Genomic DNA, 15,658 nt, shown 5'->3' on the forward strand with positions numbered 1-15,658 from the left:
TCGCGGGCATCCGCGCTAACTGAGCGATCACGGCCCCAGCCGCGTCTGCGCCGGGGCGATCGCAGCCGCCGCCGGGGCGATCGCCACCTGGCGCAGCCCGGGCTGGTTGCCCGGCGTGGCCGGGCTGGGCTGCCACTGGCACAGCACCGGGCGTGCCCGCAGGTTCTGGCCGCGCTCATCGAAGCGCGCGCCCCAGCCGCAGGCGGTGCTGCCCTCGGCGATGTCGGTCGCCATCAGCGCGGCGCGGATGCGGTCCCGTTCCGCGCTGCCGGCCCGGTGCAGCACATCGAGGAAGATGTGCGCCCCGGTGTAGCAAGCCAGCCCGTGGCCGGAACGCGGCTCCGCCCCGTAGCGGCGCAGATACAGCTCGGCAAAGGCGCGGGCGCCGGGGGCGATGCGTTCATGCACCGCGAAGGGGGTGAAATCCGCGCTCATCGTGCCGGTGAAATCGGCGCCGATGCTGCGCGCCGTCTCCGCCAGCCCATAGCCGCCGGCGGTGCCGATCACCATGCGCGGGCGCCAATTCGCATCCCGCATGGCGCGGAACAGCAGCACCTCGTCCCCCGGCGCGCCGACATGCAGCACCACCTCCGCCTCCAGCCCGCGCAGACGCTGCACCAGGCCGGTGAGGTCGGTGGGGCGCGCGGCGTAGCTGGCGCGCTCGATCAGGGTCAGTCCGCGTTCCTGTATCAGCGCTTCCTGCGACGCGCCGATGGATTGGGCGCCGAGCGCATCCTCCTGCGCGATGGCCAGGCGCAAGGCGGTGTCCGGCCGGTTGAGGCCGTTGGCCACGATGCTCACCCCCTTCAGCGCCGTAGCGGCGAAATGCGTCGCCTGGGGGGAGGCGCGGAACACCCATCGAAAGCCGCGCCCGACCAGGGCATCGCCCAGCGCGCACAGCTCGAAGAACGGCACATTGGCCAGCTCCGCAACCTGGGAGGCGGGCAGCGCGATGGTGGTGCTGAAACTGCCGAAGATGGCGGCGACCCGCTCCGGGCCCTGCACAAGGCGACGCGCCTCCTCCGCCGCGGCGCCCTCGTCCGGCGCATCGGCACGCACCAGGGCGATGCCGCGGCCGAAGACGCCGCCGGCCGCGTTGCGGTCCTCCACCGCCAGATCCAGGCCGCGATAGCATTCATCGCCGAACAGCGCGGAGGGCCCGCTGAGCGGGAACAATGCGCCGAGCCGCAGGACGGGCCCGGCCGGTGGCGCCGGGGCGGCGCCGCTGCTGGTGGCGGGGGCCTGCGCGTGGCTGGGCGGCGCGAAGGCGCCCCATACCGCGCCGGCCAGCCCGCCGAGACTCCGGCGGCTGAAGCCCTGCATCCCTCCAACCCTCCCGGCGACGGGGGAGTTTTCCACGTCCGGCCGGCGCCGCACAAGCCCGGCACGTCCCGGCGTGCTGCCTTGACGTGTCGCGGCGCCGCATGGTCCCTCCTCCTCCGACCGAGGATAGGAGCGCACCATGTCCAACCTGCCAGCAGAGATGACCCTGATCGACCACACCCAGGGCGGCACGGGCAAGGGTGGTGGGCCGGAGGTGCTGGTGCCGGTGCGCGGCAAGCTGCCCAGCCCCGCGGCGGATGAGGTGCTGATCCGGACGGAGGCGGTGGGCGTGAACCGCCCCGATGTGGCGCAGCGCACCGGCAGCTATCCGCCGCCCCCCGGCGCCAGCCCCGTCATCGGCCTGGAATGCGCAGGCGAAGTGGTGGCCGTGGGCGCCGCGGTCACCCGCTGGAAGATCGGCGACAAGGTCTGCGCGCTGGCCAATGGCGGCGCCTATGCCGAATACTGCACGGCGCCGGAGGCGCAGACGCTGCCCTGGCCGGCTGGTTTCGACGCGCTGCGCGCCGCGGCGCTGCCGGAGACCTATTTCACCGTCTGGGCCAATGTCTTCGGCCATGGGCGGCTGGCGCCCGGCGAATCCATCCTGATCCATGGCGGGACTTCCGGCATCGGCGTCACCGCCATCCAACTGGCAAAAGCCTTCGGCGCCACGGTCTATGCGACGGCCGGCAGCGCGGAGAAGGTGGCGGCCTGCCTGGAACTCGGCGCCGATGCGGCCATCGACTACAAGGCCGAGGATTTCCAGGAGCGCATCAAGGCGCTGACCGGCGGCAAGGGGGTCGATGTGGTGCTCGACATGGTCGGCGCGCCGTATTTCACCAAGAATATCCGCTGCCTGAAGCTGGATGGCCGCCTGGTGATGATCGCCTTCCTGAATGGCCATGTGGCGGAGCAGGTGGATCTGCGGCCCATCATGGTGAAGCGCCTGACCGTCACCGGCAGCACCATGCGGCCGCGCACGACGGCGCAGAAGGCGGAGATCGCGCAGGCGCTGGAAGCCAAGGTCTGGCCGATGCTGGCCGAAGGCAAGGCGGCGCCGCGCATCTTCAAGACCTTCCCGCTGATCCAGGCGGCGGAGGCGCATCGGCTGATGGAAAGCAGCGCGCATATCGGCAAGATCATGCTGACCGTGCCGTGACGCCCTGGCTGGCCTTCGCCGCCGCGCTGCTGCTGCTGGCGCTGACGATGCGGCTGCGGGACCGCACGCTGCGCCGGGCAGGGCAGGGGCTGGCGGTGCTGCTGGCATTGGTGGCCACCATCCTGCTCGCGCGGCGGCCGGGCAGCGCGCTACCGCTGCCCGGGTCGCGCCCGCGGCCCTGGTATTCGCCGTGAGGGAAGCCCGATGAACCTGCATCGAATGCTGCTGTAGCGCCAAGCGGAGAGCCGGCCCGTGCTGGCGCGTGCCGTGCCGCAGGGCGCGATGGTGACGGAGGCGGATCTGCAGAAGCGGGCGCCGGGCGGCGCCGGGCAGGCGGCGCGGGAGATGCGGGCGGCCCTGTTGGACCTGCAACCGGCAATCAGTGTCGAATTGTAAGCGCATTTGCACAAAACCAGGCTTTTCGCGACACGGAGCGCGCGGCTAGGTTACCGCCAATGCCCATGGCTTCCGCTTTCCGGCTGCTTTTCGCAGCCGTCATCCTGTTTGGCGGTGCCTGGCCCATCACCAAGGCTGCGCTCGCGGATGCGTCCCCCCTGTGGTTCGGCCTCGGGAGGTCGGCGCTCGCCGCGCTTGGTGCGGCCATCCTGCTCGCGGCGATGGGGCGGCTGCGCTTTCCGGTGGCGGAGGATCGCCGTGCGGTGCTTTTCCTCGGCCTGTTCCAGCTCGGCGGCTTTTTCGCGCTGACGCATCTGGCGGTGGCGCTGGTGCCGGCCGGGCGCACGGCGGTGCTGTCCAATGTCGTGACCTACTGGCTGATCCCGCTTTCGGTGCTGGTGCTGGGGGAGCAAGTTTCCAGGACGCGCTGGTTCGCGGCCGGGCTGGGGCTGGCAGGCGCTGGGGTGCTGATCGGGCCGTGGTCGGTCGATTGGTCGCACATGGATTCGCTGCTTGGACATCTCATGCTGGTGCTGGCCGGGCTGCTCTGGACCATCGCCATCATTGCGTCGCGCAAATGGCCGCCACGCACGCCGATGTTCGAGCTGCTGCCCTGGTGCTTCGGCATCGGCGCGCTGGTCCTGGTGCCGCTGACGCTGCTGCTGGAGCCGGATGGCGGCGTCGGGCTGAGCTCCTGGCCGCATCTTCTGTATATCGGGCTGTTCGCCGCGCCGATCGGCACCTGGTGCGTGATCGAGGCCGGGCGCAAGCTGCCGGGCGCCGTCGCCTCCGTCGGTTTCCTGATGGTGCCGGCCTTCGGCGTGCTGGTCTCGACACTTTGGCTGGGGGAGCCGCTGGGCTGGGATGTGATCATCGGCGGCGCGCTGATCTTTGCCTCCGTTGTCATGGCGGCGCGCGGATGAAGCTCGTGGTCACCAGCCTGGGCGATGGCCCGCCGGTCGTGCTGCTGCACGGGCTGTTCGGCGCCGGGCAGAATTTCGGCACGGTGCAGAAGGCGCTGGCGGCGGAGGGGTTCCGGGTGCTGGCGCTCGACCTGCGCAACCACGGCGGGTCGCCCCATGCGGAGGGCATGGCCTATGCCGACATGGCGGAAGATGTGGCGGAGACGCTGCAGGCGGAGGGCGCCTGGCCCGCCACCATCATCGGCCATTCCATGGGCGGCAAGGTGGCGATGGCGCTGGCGCTGATGCGGCCGGAGGGGGTGACGCGGCTGCTGGTGGCGGATATCGCGCCGGTGCATTACCCGGCGCCGCTGTTCAACGCCTATCTCGCCGCCATGCGCGGCCTGGAACTGCGCCCCGGCCTGGCGCGGCGGGAGGCCGATGCGGCGCTGGCACCCGCCGTACCCGCGGCGCCGCTGCGCGCCTTCCTGTTGCAGAACCTGGATTTTGCCCAGGTGCCGCCCGCCTGGCGCATCGGGCTGGAGGAGATTGGCGCCGGCATGCCGGAGATTGCCGGCTGGCCGGATCTGCCGGGCCGCTACGATGGCCCCGTGTTGGTGCTGGCCGGCGACCGGTCCGACTACATCCAGCCGGCGCATCACCCGCTGTTCCAAAGCCTGTTCCCCGCCGCCCGCCACGCCAGCATCCCCGCCGGGCACTGGCTGCATGCGGAAAATCCGCAGGCTTTCCTGACTGTGGTGCGGGATTTCCTGGCCGCTCAGGCAGCCCCGTAGCCCAGCCGCACCAGCGTGATTTCCGGCGGCACCCCGACCCGCACCGGCAGGATCGAGGTACCCAACCCGCCCGAGACCACCAGATGCTTCCCTGCCTCCACCACATGCCCATAGGCGTAGCGATTGCCGAAGGCGGAGGGCACATAGGCCGAGAACCCCGCCACCCGCAGCTGCCCGCCATGGGTATGCCCGCACAGGGTCAGCGCCACGCGATCCGCCGGCACATCGGGGAAGATATCCGGCTCATGGCACAGCAGGATCACCGGGTCCCGGTCCTGCACGGCGCCGAGCGTGCGCGACAGGTCGTTGGCGCCGAGGAAGTGGCCGCGGCCCTGGCTGAAGGCCCAGAGGCTGCCGCTGCCCGCCAACCAGAAGCCCTGGTCACGGAAGCCGGTCTTCACCGCCGCATTGTGCAGCACCGAAATCCCGGCCTCCGCCAACACATGCGCCGTCCGCGGCACGCCGCGCCGTAGCCGCTGCACCTGCGGGTCGTCCCACCAATCATGGTTGCCGAGGATGGCGTGCACGCCATGCGGCGCGCGCAGCCCACGCAGCACCGCCGCCGTTTCCGCCACCGGAATGCCGTGCCGCACATAACGGCCATAGCCCCGGTAATCGCCCAGCAGCACCACCAGGTCCGGCCGCAACGCATTGGTCGCCGCCACGATCTCCGCCACGCGCCGCAGCGGCATATGCGGTTCGCTGGCATGAATGTCGGCGAGTGCGGCGATGGTCAGCGGCCGGCGCGCAGGCCAGTTCGGCGGGTTCAGCCGGTATTCGGCGACCGCCAGCCGCGAGGCCGGCTCGATCCAGAAGCCATACAGACCGCCCGCCCCGCCGGCCAGCGTAAGCCCACCCAGGGTCGTCAGCAGGGCGCGGCGGGTGGTCATGCGAAAGCCTCGGTTGCGCGATCGCCGCGTGGGACGATCTAGATGGAATGATTGAAAACTTCCCGGCCGACCGCGCCACAGCCTTGCAGCGGCTTGAATCCTTCGGCCCCCGCATGGGGCATCATTACGAGCGCGGCCGCAACACCGACCTCGGGCCAGGGCAGCGCCACGACGTCTCCCGCCTTTCGCCCGCCATCCGCCACCGGCTGGTGACGGAGGCCGAGGCGGTCGGCACCGCGCTGGCGCTGCACGGGCCGGAACGCGCGCAGAAATTCATCGAGGAGGTGTTCTGGCGCAGCTACTGGAAGGGCTTTCTGCAACTGCGCCCAGCGCTGTGGGCCGCCTACCGCGCCGAACTCGCGCAGGATCTGGCGCGGCTGGAGGCGGAGCCGGATCTCCAGGCGGCCTATGCTCGCGCGGCGGAGGGCAGCACCGGGATCGATGCCTTCGACGCCTGGGCGGTGGAGCTGCGCGACAGCGGCTGGCTGCACAACCATGCCCGCATGTGGTTCGCCAGCATCTGGATCTTCACGCTGCGCCTGCCCTGGACGCTGGGCGCTGATCTGTTCCTGCGCCATCTGCTGGACGCGGATGCGGCCAGCAACACCCTGTCCTGGCGCTGGGTGGCCGGGCTGCACACCGCCGGCAAGACCTATGTCGCGCGGGCCGAGAACATCCGCCGCTTCACCGGCGGCCGCTTCAATCCGGTGGGGCTGGAGGAGAATCCGCTGCCGCCTGCGCCCCCGGCACCCACCCCGCTGCAACCGCTTCGGCCCGTGGCGCCGCTGCCCGCAGGCCCGGTGGCGCTGCTGCTGCATGAGGATGATCTGCACCCCGAAAGCCTGTTGCCGCCCGGCCTGGCGGTCGGCGCCATCGCCGGCCTCGCGGTACCCCGCGCGCGGTCCCCGCTCGGCTGCGCGCCGATGGCCGAGCGCCACGCCTGGCAGGTGCTGGCGGATGGGCTGGTGCGGGCCGGCGCCCATTTCAAATCGCCCGCCTCGGCGCTGGCGCCAGAGGCGGTGGCCGGCTGGGCGCAGGCGCATGGGCTGCCGGTGGTGACGCCGCAGGCGCCGGTGGGCTGGACGGCAACGGCGCTGGAGGGGCTCGGCGTGGAGCTGCATGTGGTGCGCCGGGATTGGGATGCGGCCTGCTGGCCCGCCGCCACCAAGGGCTACTTCGCCTTCAAAGAGCGGATCCCGGCATGGCTCCGGGAATTGGCACCTTCGCCGCCTTCGGCTTGATCCGCGCTGCCCTGTCCGCATCCGCAGCACGCCACAGATACCAGGCCGCTATGGAGCGGAAGGGCGCCCAGGCCTCTCCGATCACGGCGAGTTCCTTCGGCTTCGGCTGCGTTTCCAGCCCGGCGGCGACCTTCCACCCCTCCCGCACGCCGAAATCGTCGATCGGCAGGACGTCACGCCGGCCGAGGGAGAAGATCAGGAACATCTCCACCGTCCAGCGGCCGACGCCGCGGATGGCGACCAGGCGCTCGATCAGCGCTTCGTCCGGCAGGCGCTGCGCGACGGCGCTGGTCGGCACCAGGCCGCCGACCGCCTTCTCCGCGATGTCGCGGATGGCAGCGGCCTTGTTGGCGGAAAGGCCGCAGCCGCGCATCGCCTCCGCGGTCGTGCCCAGCACCAGCGGGGCGGGGGGGAAGGCGTAGCCCGGATACAGCGCGATGAAGCGGCCGAGAATCGCCTCCGCCGCCCGGCCATGCACCTGCTGGTGGGTAATGGCGCGGACCAGGGCTTCGTAAGGCTCGCGCGAAGCGGGCAGCAAGGTGCAGGGGCCGATGCGGCGGATCACCGCCTTCAACACCGGGTCCCGCCGCAGATGGCGCAGCGCGGAGGGGCCGGCGAAGGGGCGGGGTGCCGCATTCATCCCCGGCGCCTCATCGGAACACCAGCGTCGGCAGCGCGAGTGCGATCGCTGGCACATAGGTGATCAGCATCAGGCAGGCGAAGATGACGCCGATGAACACCGGCAGATAGCGCATCATCTTGTCCACGCTGGTGCCGGCCACCTGGGCGGCGGCGAACAGGTTCACGCCGAAGGGCGGCGTGATCATGCCCATCGCCAGGTTCACCACCATGATCGTACCGAAATGCACGCCATCGATGCCGAAGCGCGAAGCCGCTTCCTGCAGCACCGGGGCCAGCACGATGATGCTGGCGCTGGTCTCCACGAACATGCCGATCACGAACAGGAACAGGTTGACGCCGAGCAGGTACAGCGCCGGGCTGTCGAAGGTGGCGACCAGCCAGGCGGCCGCCGCATCCGGCACGCCCTGCCGGTTCAGCAGCCAGGAGAACACCGCCGCGCAGGCGATGATGAACAGGATCACCGCGCTGCTGATCACCGACTTGCGGAAGATCGGGAACAGATCCCGCCAGCCGATTTCCCGGTGCAGGAACATGCCGACCAGGATGGCATAGGCGACGGCGACGACGCTGGCCTCGGTCGGCGTGGTGATGCCGCCATAGATGCCGCCCAGCACCACCACCGGCATGAACAGCGCGAAGCCCGCCTGGCGCGTCGCGGTCAGGAAGGGCAGGCGGCCCTCGCCATCCTGCTTGCCCCAGCCCTTGAGGCGGCACCAGATCAGCACCGTCACGACCAGCGCGGCGGCGATCAGGATGCCCGGGACGACGCCGGCGATGAACAGCTCCGGGATGCTGGTCTGCGTGGTCACGCCATACAGGATCATCGGAATCGAGGGCGGGATCACCACGCCGAGCTCCGCCGCGGTGGCCTGCAGGGCGGCGGCGAAGGCCACCGGATAGCCGGCGCGCACCAGGGCCGGAATCATGATGGCGCCGACCGCGAAGGTGGTGGCGACGGAACTGCCGCTGATGGCAGCGAAGATCATGCAGGTGACGACGCAGGTGGCCGGCAAGCCGCCCTGGATGCCGCCGACGATGGATTGCGCGAAGGCGACCAGGCGGCGGGAGATGCCACCCACATCCATCAGATTGCCGGCCAGAATGAAGAAGGGAATCGCCGCCAGCGGAAACTTGTCGAGCGCCACGAACAGCTGTTGCGCGGCGACGATCAGCGGGAAATTGGTGAAGCCATGGATGCCGACGATGGCGGCAAGCCCGATGGCCACGGCAACCGGCACGCTGATGGCGAACAGCACCAGCATGACGGTGAGCATCGCGCCACTCATGGCGCGTTATCCTTGAACACCGCGCCACTCATGGCGCGTTATCCTTGAACACCGCGCCACTCATGGCGCGTTATCCTTGAACACCGCGCCACTCATGGCGCGTTATCCTTGAGCATCGCGCCACTCATGGCGAGTCATCCTTATGATGGCCACTCATGCGGCGTAATCCAGTTCGGCGTCACGACGGTCGAGGAAATGGGCGACTGCGCCGATCATGGCGAAGACCGCACCGACGGGAATGGCGGCATAACCCCAGGACATCGAGACCTCGAGCCCGGCCATTTCCTGGAACTGCACGCGCTGCGCCATGGTCCAGCCGAACCAGAACATGACCCCCGTGAAGGAAAGCGAACAGGCCAGCGCCGCCGCCTCCACGGATCGCCGCAGGGCGCCGGAGGTCACGCGATGCGCCACGTCGATGGAGACCAGCGCGCCAGCGCGCAGCGCCAGTGCGACGCCGAGATAGGCCATCCAGATCAACGCGGTTCGCACCAGCGCCTCCGACCAGATGGAGGGAGTTTCCGTGGCGAAGCGTGCGAACACCTGCCACAGCCCCGCCGCCACCGCGACGGCCAGCGCCAGGCAGGCGAGGATGGCGGCGATGCCGGTGGCGACACGGTCCAGCCGCAGCACCGCCGTGCGCACCGCCCCCCTGGCTCCGCCGCCGGTACCCGCCCAGAGCGCCAGCAGCACCACGATGAGCGTGGCCGCCCCCGTGACCTGCAATGGCACCACGTTCATCATGTTCATCGCGTTGCTCTCGGATGCGGGTCAGGCAGGGCGGAGCGTTTCCGCTCAGTTGGCGCGCCACTCACGGATGCGGCGCAGCGTGGCGGAATCAAGCGTCCGCTCCCATTCCGCGAAGGCCGGGGCCAGCGCCGTCTGGAAGGCCGCGGTGTCCACCTCCGTGATCACCGTCATGCCCCGGCGACGCAGCTCGGCCACGCCGGCTTCCTCATCCGCGGTGACGCGGTTGCGGTTGGCGGTCTGCGCCTCACGCGCTGCCTGCTGGAAATGCGCGCGGTCGGCCGCGTTGAAGCGTGCCACCATCGCCGGGTTGCAGATCATCACCTGTGGCGAATAGACGTGGCGCGTCATCGTCATGTAGCGCTGCACCTGGTTGATATTGTTCGCCACGATGACCGAGATCGGGTTCTCCTGGCCATCCACCGTGCCCTGCTGCAAGGCGGGGATGAGCTCGGAGAAGGCCATCGGCGTCGGCAGCGCGCCGAGCGTCGTGAAGGCGCGCATATGCACCTGGTTTTCCATGGTGCGGATCTTCAGGCCGCGCAGATCGGCGGGGGTGTTCACCTCGCGCCGCGAATTGGTCAGGTTGCGGAAGCCGTTCTCGATCCAGACCACGCCGACCAGGCCGCGCGCGTTGAAGCGGCTCAGCACCTGCTGGCCGATCTCGCTGTCCAGCACGCCGCGCGCATGGGTGGCGTCGCGGAACAGGAACGGCACGTCGAAGATGCGGACTTCCGGCACGAAATTGCCGACCGGCCCGGTGGAGGTGAAGGTGCAGTCGATGGTGCCGATCTGCACGCTCTCGACCATCTCGCGCTCATTGTCGTTGCGCTGGGTGGCGACGCTGTAGCGCCCGCCGGTCAGCCGCTCCAGCGCCGTCTTGAAGGTGTGGGCGCCGACGCCGGTATGGCTGTCCAGCGGCAGGGCGTGCTGCACGGTCAGCTGGGTCTGCGCCTGTACGGGCGACAGGGCGAAGGGCAGCAGAAGCGCGGCGGCAAGGGCAACGCGGCGGGTTGTTTTCATGGACGGCCTATCCCTGTGATGAGCCCCGTTGGATCGGCGCTGCATGCTATATGCGTATAGATGCATTGCGGTGGGGGCATCAATCCCGGGTTCGGGGCGCGGGCCAGGCCCGCGCCCCCGGTCAGGCCTGGCTCAGTTGGCGCGCCACTCACGGATGCGGCGCAGCAGCGCGCCGTCCAGCGTGCGCTCATACTCCGCGAAGGCCGGGGCCAGCGCGGTCTGGAAGGCGGCGGAATCCACCTGCGTCACCACCGTCATGCCACGGCGGCGCAACTCCTCGACGCCGGACTGCTCGTCGGAGGTGACGCGCGCGCGGTTGGCGGCGGCGCCGGCCTTGGCGGCTTCCATGAAGGCGGCGCGATCGGCCGCCGACATGCGTGCCAGCATCGCCGGGTTGCAGATCAGGATGGCCGGGGAATAGACGTGGCCGGTCAGCGTCAGGAAGCGCTGCACCTGGTTCAGGTTGTTCGCCACGATGACCGGAATCGGGTTCTCCTGCCCGTCCACGGTGCCCTGCTGCAAGGCCGGCACCAATTCGGAGAACGCCATCGGGGTCGGCAGCGCGCCGAGCGTCGAGAAGGCGCGCATATGCACCTGGTTCTCCATCGTGCGGACCTTCAGGCCGCGCACATCGGCGGGGTTGTTCACTTCGCGCCGCGAATTGGTCAGGTGGCGGAAGCCGTTCTCCATCCAGACCACGCCGGTCAGGCCGCGGGCGGAGAAGCGGCCGAGCATGGTCTGGCCGATTTCACTGTCCAGCACGCCGCGGGCATGGGCGGTGTCGCGGAACAGGAAGGGCACGTCCAGGTTGCGGGTTTCCGGCACGAAATTGCCGACCGGGCCGGTGGAGGTGATGACGCATTCGATGGTGCCGATCTGCACGCTCTCGATCGCCTCGCGCTCATTGTCGTTGCGCTGAATCACCACGCTGTAGCGGCCGGCGCTGGCGCGTTCGAAGGCTTCCTTCAGCGCGGTGGCGCCGGCGCCGTAATGGCTGTTCAGCGGCAGCGGGTGCTGGATGGTGATCTGGGTCTGCGCGAGGGCGGGCGCGGACAGTGGCAGCGCGAGCGCGGCGGCAAGGGCCAGCCGGCGGGACATGGTGATCAAAGGCGTCTCTCCCCAGGGATCGGGGCGCCCTTGGCGGCGCCCCTTGGTGGCCCCGGGTATAAGTGAAGCGACCGCTGAGCTTCAAGCAGTGCCGCAAAGGTGGCTCGGCCGCGCCGAATGGTGCTGGCTTTCAGCCCGTCGCATCCTACACTCCCGGCCCGGCGTCCGTGACAGGAGTCGTCGATGACCGACCCGAAGGAGCCGCTGATCCGCGACTTGGTGGCGTGGATCGCCGCCGCGCCGCGCCCCTATGCGGAGGTTATGGAAAGCTGGCGCACCAACTGCCCGCGGCTGACAGTCTGGGAGGATGCGGTGGAGCGCGGGCTGGTGACCTGCACGGCGCGGGACGGCGCCCTGCTGGTTGAGGCGACACCGGCCGGGCGCGCCGCGCTCAGCCCAGCAGCGCCACCATAGCCCAGCCGACCAGCACCACCCCGGCCAGGGACGGCGCCAGCAGTCGCCAGACCTGCGCCGGCCGCGCGCCATCGCCCGCCAGGCCGCAGATCATCGCGCAGACGGCAAAGGACATGCCCGCCCCGGCCGCGCCGGCGAAGTTGTGCAGGGCAGGGGCCAGCAGCGGCGCCAGGCCCGAGGCCTCGCCGAGTGCGGCCTGTACCGGCATCAGCGCGGCGTTGGACCCGACATTGCTGCCGGTGACGATGCCCGAGGCCAGCCCCAGAACCGGCACGGCATAGGGTGCGGCCGGCCCCAGCCCCTCCGCCGCCGCGGTGGCGAGCGCACCGGCAATGCCCGCGCCGGCCATCCAGCGCGCCAGCACCACATACAGCAGCATCGCCTGCGCCGGCCGCAGCGCGCGCAGCAGGGCCGCCTGCGCGCGCGGCCCGGGCTCGGCGCGGCGCAGCAGCAAGGCGCCGGCCACCAGCCACAGCACGATGGACACATGGGTGATGGGGAAGCCGGGCAGATCGGCATAGGGCGTCCAGGCCGGCGCGCCGGACCAGGACCGCGCCAGCAGCAGCGCCGCCGTCAGCAGCAGGTAGGGGGCCAGGGACCGCCCGGCCCGCTGCCAGCCCTGCGCCCCCCGCGGCGGGTCCAGCCGCCACAGGGCGAACAGCAGCGGGATGCCGGTGGCGAGGATGCCCGCGACCTCGAAGGGGAACAGCGCGTGGGAGGCGAGCAGGAGGCCCGACACCACCAGCAGAAAGCCCATCTGCGCCGCCTTCTCCCGCCGCGGCACCGCAACCCCGGCGGCGGCGCAGAGGCGCCACAGCACCGGCCCCATCAGCAGCAGCCAGGCGGCATTCGGCCAGGCGGTCAGCGCCGCGACATCCTGCGCTGGCAGCCCTGTCAGCGCCGCACCCAGCGAGGTGCCCGGCCCCAGCCCGCCCCAGGGCACCAGGGTCAGCGACAGCAATGCCATGGCGCCGGCCGGCGCCCCGCGCAGCCCCATGCCGCGGAGTGCGGAGAGCGCAAAGACGGCGCCGACGGCGAAGCCGGTGACGCTTTCCATGAAGCCGCCCATCAGCAGGCAGGCGACGAAGATGCGGCGCGGTTCTGGCGGCGTGTCGGCGGACGCGGCGCTTGGGCCGGCAACGGCGGCGTGAAACAGCAGCCCGCCCACCACCACGGCAATCGGCTTGGAGGCCAGGAAGGCGCCGCGCTGCGTTTCCTCCACCAGGAAGGGCAGCGTCGGCGCATCCAGCGTGGCCACCACGGCGGGCAGCGCGGCCACCAGGGCGGCGAGGACCGCGGGCACCGGCCCGGCGCGGCCGGACAGCAGCAGCGCCACCAGCAGCAGCAGTGGCGCCGCCTGCAGGGCAAGCATCATGGCATCAGCCCCGCGGCGCCGCGACGCCTTGCCAGCCCGGCGGCGCCACGCCAATCCTGCGCGCCATGCCGCTTCTCTACGCCGCCTATGGCAGCAACCTCGACCACGCCCGCATGCGCGAACGCTGCGAAGGCGCCGAGCCGGCGGGCACCGCGCTGCTGCCCGGCTGGCGCCTGGTGCTGCGGCGCTATGCGGATATCGAGCTGGATGGGGCGAGCCTTCTGCCCATCGGCCTGTGGCGCATCCGCCCCAGGCATCTCCGCAGCCTCGACAAGTTCGAGGGTACGGCGCTCGGCATCTATGAACGCCTGAAGGTGGCGCTTCCGGAAGGCGGTGAGGCCTGGATCTATGCCGGGCGGCGGCTGCGGGCCGGGCCGCCGGAGGGGTGGTATGTGGGGCATCTGCGCCTCGGCTACCGGGCGTTCGGGTTGGAGTCCGGGCCGCTGGATGCGGCGCTGTCCGCCTGCGGCTTCGGCGACTGAATCGGCAAGGCCGCCTGCGCATTGGCGGCCAGCGGCGCCGCCCGGCGGCGCGTCACCTGCGCCTCCCGCCGCGTGATGTACAGCGCGGAGCCCACGATCAGCGCGGCGCCGAAGCCGAGCCAGGCATCTGGCACCTCATCGAACAACAGCACACCCGTCGCCGCGGCGAAGATCAGCCGGACATAGGAGATCGGCGCCACCACGCTGGCATCCACCATCCGCAGCGCATTGATCCACAGATGCATGGCAAACGGCCCGCAGATCGCGCAGAGCAGCAATAGGAAAAAGTTTCCCCAGCCCGGCCAGGCCAGCCCCGGCAGCGCCACCGGCAGCGCGACGGAAACCGCCACCACGCCGATCCAGAACATGATGGTGCCGGTGCGCTCCGTCCGCGCCAGGGTCTTGGTGGTCAGCACGATCACCGCGCCCATCAGCGCCGAGGCCAGCGCCGCCGCCAGCGGCCAATCCAGCGCCACCGCCCCGGCCTCGCCGGGCCGCACGATCGCGATGACGCCGGCAAACCCCACCAGCGTCGCGCTCCAGCGCCGCCAGCGCACCTTCTCCCCCAGCACCGGCCCGGCCAACGCCGTGACGAACAGAACGGAGGTGAAGGACAGCACGGTGGCGGTGGCCAGCGGCAGGCCGGTGAAGGCGAGGTAGTAGGTGTACCAGGACACGATGGAGAGCAGGCCGCGAAAGATCTGCATCGGCAGCGCGCGGGTCCGCGGCAGGGTCGGGTCGCGCAGCAGCGCCGGCAGCGTCCAGCCCAGCTGCCCCAGCGCGCGCGCCAGCACCAGGGTCGCGAGCGGCACACCCTCGATGGCCTTCACCAGCGTCGTCTCCAGGTTGAAGACGAAGCCCGCGGCAACGGAGAGCAGTGCGGCCTTGGCGAATGGGCTCATCGGCGGCGCGCTTCCGCCACGGTGATGACCAGGGCGCCGGACAGGATGATGGCGGCGCCGATCCAGCCGAACAGATCCGGCACCTCGTTGAACAAAATCCAGCCGGCGGCGGTCACCACCACCAGGCGCAGATACTGGAAGGGGGCGATGGCGCTGGCCTCGCCATGGCGCAGCGCCTCCGTCACCAGGAAGATGATGCCGGGCATCACGGTGGCGACCACCAGCAGCAGGCCCAGTTCGAACAGGCCGGGCGGCACCCAGGCCGCCACAGCCAGCGGCAGCACGCCGAGGCTGGTGAACACGCCAACCCAGGCCAGCACGGTCAGCGTGCTGTCCGTGCGCGTCAGGCTGCGGGACGACAGCGTGATGCCGCACCAGGCGATGGCCGCGGCGATGGCGGCCGCGGCCCCCAGCGCATCCACCTCCGCCCCCGGCCGCAGCATCACGGCCACGCCGAGCAGCCCGGCGATGGTGCCGAACCAGCGCCAGCGATCCACCCGTTCGCCCAGGATCGGTGCGGCGAGCAGTGTGGTGAACATGACATTGGTGAAGGACAGCACCGTGCCCGTCGCCATGTCGAGCCGGGTAAAGGAGTAATAGTAAAGCCCCCAGCAGATGAGGGAGGACATGCCCCGCAGCAGGTGCATCGGCAGTCGCTTGGTGCGGAACACGGCCAGCCCGCTGGTCGCGATGCGCGGCGAGACCCACAGAAGCTGGCCGAGGGCGCGGGCGAAAAGCTGCACCTCGATCGGGATGCCGCGCGCGGTCATCCAGCGGATCATCAGCACCTCCGCCGCGAACAGCACGGCGGCCGCCGACATCAGCGCCGCGCCCTTCAGATTGCCACTTCGATCCGGGCGCCGTGTTTCGGGACGCATTGACGCGGCGCTGGTCCTGTCTAGCCTGGGACGCAGGGTGGTCTGGCGGCCCCGCGCCGCGCAAGGGCGCCGCACGCATGGCCGTCATCGGCAGAAG

Annotated in this window: 18 protein-coding genes; 8 read left to right on the top strand and 10 right to left on the bottom strand. The window is 70.6% G+C overall.

The window, feature by feature from the left end; all coding sequences use genetic code 11:
• Nucleotides 1–27: 27 nt before the first annotated feature.
• A complete protein-coding gene (locus ACFHNC_RS13130) occupies nt 28–1,323 on the bottom strand; it encodes an ABC transporter substrate-binding protein (RefSeq protein WP_437169665.1) in 1,296 nt (431 codons plus the stop codon).
• Nucleotides 1,324–1,483: 160 nt separating this feature from the next.
• Between ACFHNC_RS13130 and ACFHNC_RS13135 the strand changes: the two genes are divergently transcribed.
• The 5 genes from ACFHNC_RS13135 to ACFHNC_RS13155 are packed head-to-tail and all read left to right on the top strand — an operon-like array spanning nt 1,484 to nt 4,574.
• Nucleotides 1,484–2,482: an NAD(P)H-quinone oxidoreductase gene (locus ACFHNC_RS13135; RefSeq protein WP_437169712.1), complete on the top strand. Its 999-nt coding sequence runs from the start codon at nt 1,484–1,486 to the stop codon at nt 2,480–2,482.
• Nucleotides 2,479–2,676: a hypothetical protein gene (locus ACFHNC_RS13140; RefSeq protein ID WP_437169666.1), complete on the top strand. Its 198-nt coding sequence runs from the start codon at nt 2,479–2,481 to the stop codon at nt 2,674–2,676. The genes ACFHNC_RS13135 and ACFHNC_RS13140 overlap by 4 nt, the downstream gene beginning before the upstream one ends.
• Before the next feature lie 58 nt (nt 2,677–2,734).
• Nucleotides 2,735–2,878, top strand: a complete 144-nt coding sequence (locus ACFHNC_RS13145; RefSeq protein WP_437169667.1) for a hypothetical protein — start codon at nt 2,735–2,737, stop codon at nt 2,876–2,878.
• 59 nt (nt 2,879–2,937) lie between these two features.
• Nucleotides 2,938–3,801: a DMT family transporter gene (locus ACFHNC_RS13150; protein ID WP_437169668.1), complete on the top strand. Its 864-nt coding sequence runs from the start codon at nt 2,938–2,940 to the stop codon at nt 3,799–3,801.
• Entirely contained in the window at nt 3,798–4,574 is a 777-nt protein-coding gene (locus tag ACFHNC_RS13155; protein WP_437169669.1) for an alpha/beta fold hydrolase, read from the top strand. The genes ACFHNC_RS13150 and ACFHNC_RS13155 overlap by 4 nt, the downstream gene beginning before the upstream one ends.
• Here ACFHNC_RS13155 and ACFHNC_RS13160 read toward each other — a convergent pair.
• Nucleotides 4,559–5,464 (bottom strand): metallophosphoesterase, encoded by a 906-nt coding sequence (locus ACFHNC_RS13160; protein WP_437169670.1) that lies wholly within the window; start codon nt 5,462–5,464, stop codon nt 4,559–4,561. The two genes, ACFHNC_RS13155 and ACFHNC_RS13160, sit on opposite strands and share 16 nt — an antisense overlap.
• Nucleotides 5,465–5,511: 47 nt before the next feature.
• On the opposite strand from ACFHNC_RS13160, the gene ACFHNC_RS13165 reads away from it, so the two are divergent.
• Nucleotides 5,512–6,705, top strand: a complete 1,194-nt coding sequence (locus ACFHNC_RS13165; protein WP_437169671.1) for an FAD-binding domain-containing protein — start codon at nt 5,512–5,514, stop codon at nt 6,703–6,705.
• Here ACFHNC_RS13165 and ACFHNC_RS13170 read toward each other — a convergent pair.
• From ACFHNC_RS13170 to dctP, 5 genes are all read right to left on the bottom strand, one after another.
• Nucleotides 6,647–7,345, bottom strand: coding sequence for a DNA-3-methyladenine glycosylase family protein (locus ACFHNC_RS13170; RefSeq protein ID WP_437169672.1), 699 nt, complete (start codon nt 7,343–7,345; stop codon nt 6,647–6,649). The two genes, ACFHNC_RS13165 and ACFHNC_RS13170, sit on opposite strands and share 59 nt — an antisense overlap.
• Before the next feature lie 10 nt (nt 7,346–7,355).
• On the bottom strand, nt 7,356–8,633 hold the full coding sequence (locus ACFHNC_RS13175; protein ID WP_437169673.1) for a TRAP transporter large permease: 1,278 nt from the start codon (nt 8,631–8,633) through the stop codon (nt 7,356–7,358).
• Nucleotides 8,634–8,786: 153 nt separating this feature from the next.
• Nucleotides 8,787–9,383 (bottom strand): TRAP transporter small permease, encoded by a 597-nt coding sequence (locus ACFHNC_RS13180; protein ID WP_437169674.1) that lies wholly within the window; start codon nt 9,381–9,383, stop codon nt 8,787–8,789.
• Between the two features lie 45 nt (nt 9,384–9,428).
• A complete protein-coding gene (locus ACFHNC_RS13185; protein ID WP_437169675.1) occupies nt 9,429–10,403 on the bottom strand; it encodes a DctP family TRAP transporter solute-binding subunit in 975 nt (324 codons plus the stop codon).
• Between the two features lie 132 nt (nt 10,404–10,535).
• On the bottom strand, nt 10,536–11,501 hold the full coding sequence (gene dctP / locus ACFHNC_RS13190; protein ID WP_437169713.1) for a TRAP transporter substrate-binding protein DctP: 966 nt from the start codon (nt 11,499–11,501) through the stop codon (nt 10,536–10,538).
• Between the two features lie 192 nt (nt 11,502–11,693).
• Here dctP and ACFHNC_RS13195 point away from each other — a divergent pair, with 192 nt between their 5' ends.
• Nucleotides 11,694–11,924: a hypothetical protein gene (locus ACFHNC_RS13195; protein WP_437169676.1), complete on the top strand. Its 231-nt coding sequence runs from the start codon at nt 11,694–11,696 to the stop codon at nt 11,922–11,924.
• Here the strand turns inward: ACFHNC_RS13195 and ACFHNC_RS13200 are convergent.
• On the bottom strand, nt 11,902–13,299 hold the full coding sequence (locus ACFHNC_RS13200) for an L-lactate permease (RefSeq protein ID WP_437169677.1): 1,398 nt from the start codon (nt 13,297–13,299) through the stop codon (nt 11,902–11,904). The two genes, ACFHNC_RS13195 and ACFHNC_RS13200, sit on opposite strands and share 23 nt — an antisense overlap.
• 65 nt (nt 13,300–13,364) lie before the next feature.
• On the opposite strand from ACFHNC_RS13200, the gene ACFHNC_RS13205 reads away from it, so the two are divergent.
• On the top strand, nt 13,365–13,781 hold the full coding sequence (locus tag ACFHNC_RS13205) for a gamma-glutamylcyclotransferase family protein (RefSeq protein ID WP_437169678.1): 417 nt from the start codon (nt 13,365–13,367) through the stop codon (nt 13,779–13,781).
• Here ACFHNC_RS13205 and ACFHNC_RS13210 read toward each other — a convergent pair.
• Together ACFHNC_RS13210 and ACFHNC_RS13215 are read right to left on the bottom strand one after the other, a co-directional pair.
• On the bottom strand, nt 13,712–14,683 hold the full coding sequence (locus ACFHNC_RS13210; protein ID WP_437169679.1) for a DMT family transporter: 972 nt from the start codon (nt 14,681–14,683) through the stop codon (nt 13,712–13,714). The two genes, ACFHNC_RS13205 and ACFHNC_RS13210, sit on opposite strands and share 70 nt — an antisense overlap.
• Complete coding sequence (locus tag ACFHNC_RS13215; RefSeq protein WP_437169680.1) at nt 14,680–15,561, bottom strand: DMT family transporter; 882 nt, start codon at nt 15,559–15,561, stop codon at nt 14,680–14,682. The genes ACFHNC_RS13210 and ACFHNC_RS13215 overlap by 4 nt, the downstream gene beginning before the upstream one ends.
• Between the last annotated feature and the right edge of the window lie 97 nt (nt 15,562–15,658).

This window comes from Falsiroseomonas sp. E2-1-a4 (genome assembly GCF_051433165.1).
Lineage (GTDB): Bacteria > Pseudomonadota > Alphaproteobacteria > Acetobacterales > Acetobacteraceae > Falsiroseomonas.

Bases quoted from the DNA above. Each gene is read 5' to 3' on its own strand.
- ACFHNC_RS13185 (WP_437169675.1), bottom strand. From the start codon at position 10,403: ATGAAAACAACCCGCCGCGTTGCCCTTGCCGCCGCGCTTCTGCTGCCC.
- ACFHNC_RS13200 (WP_437169677.1), bottom strand. From the start codon at position 13,299: ATGATGCTTGCCCTGCAGGCGGCGCCACTGCTGCTGCTGGTGGCGCTG.
- ACFHNC_RS13180 (WP_437169674.1), bottom strand. From the start codon at position 9,383: ATGAACATGATGAACGTGGTGCCATTGCAGGTCACGGGGGCGGCCACG.
- ACFHNC_RS13165 (WP_437169671.1), top strand. From the start codon at position 5,512: ATGATTGAAAACTTCCCGGCCGACCGCGCCACAGCCTTGCAGCGGCTT.
- ACFHNC_RS13155 (WP_437169669.1), top strand. From the start codon at position 3,798: ATGAAGCTCGTGGTCACCAGCCTGGGCGATGGCCCGCCGGTCGTGCTG.
- ACFHNC_RS13160 (WP_437169670.1), bottom strand. From the start codon at position 5,464: ATGACCACCCGCCGCGCCCTGCTGACGACCCTGGGTGGGCTTACGCTG.
- ACFHNC_RS13175 (WP_437169673.1), bottom strand. From the start codon at position 8,633: ATGAGTGGCGCGATGCTCACCGTCATGCTGGTGCTGTTCGCCATCAGC.
- ACFHNC_RS13150 (WP_437169668.1), top strand. From the start codon at position 2,938: ATGCCCATGGCTTCCGCTTTCCGGCTGCTTTTCGCAGCCGTCATCCTG.
- ACFHNC_RS13205 (WP_437169678.1), top strand. From the start codon at position 13,365: ATGCCGCTTCTCTACGCCGCCTATGGCAGCAACCTCGACCACGCCCGC.
- ACFHNC_RS13215 (WP_437169680.1), bottom strand. From the start codon at position 15,561: ATGCGTCCCGAAACACGGCGCCCGGATCGAAGTGGCAATCTGAAGGGC.
- dctP (WP_437169713.1), bottom strand. From the start codon at position 11,501: ATGTCCCGCCGGCTGGCCCTTGCCGCCGCGCTCGCGCTGCCACTGTCC.
- ACFHNC_RS13195 (WP_437169676.1), top strand. From the start codon at position 11,694: ATGACCGACCCGAAGGAGCCGCTGATCCGCGACTTGGTGGCGTGGATC.
- ACFHNC_RS13135 (WP_437169712.1), top strand. From the start codon at position 1,484: ATGACCCTGATCGACCACACCCAGGGCGGCACGGGCAAGGGTGGTGGG.
- ACFHNC_RS13170 (WP_437169672.1), bottom strand. From the start codon at position 7,345: ATGAATGCGGCACCCCGCCCCTTCGCCGGCCCCTCCGCGCTGCGCCAT.
- ACFHNC_RS13210 (WP_437169679.1), bottom strand. From the start codon at position 14,683: ATGAGCCCATTCGCCAAGGCCGCACTGCTCTCCGTTGCCGCGGGCTTC.
- ACFHNC_RS13130 (WP_437169665.1), bottom strand. From the start codon at position 1,323: ATGCAGGGCTTCAGCCGCCGGAGTCTCGGCGGGCTGGCCGGCGCGGTA.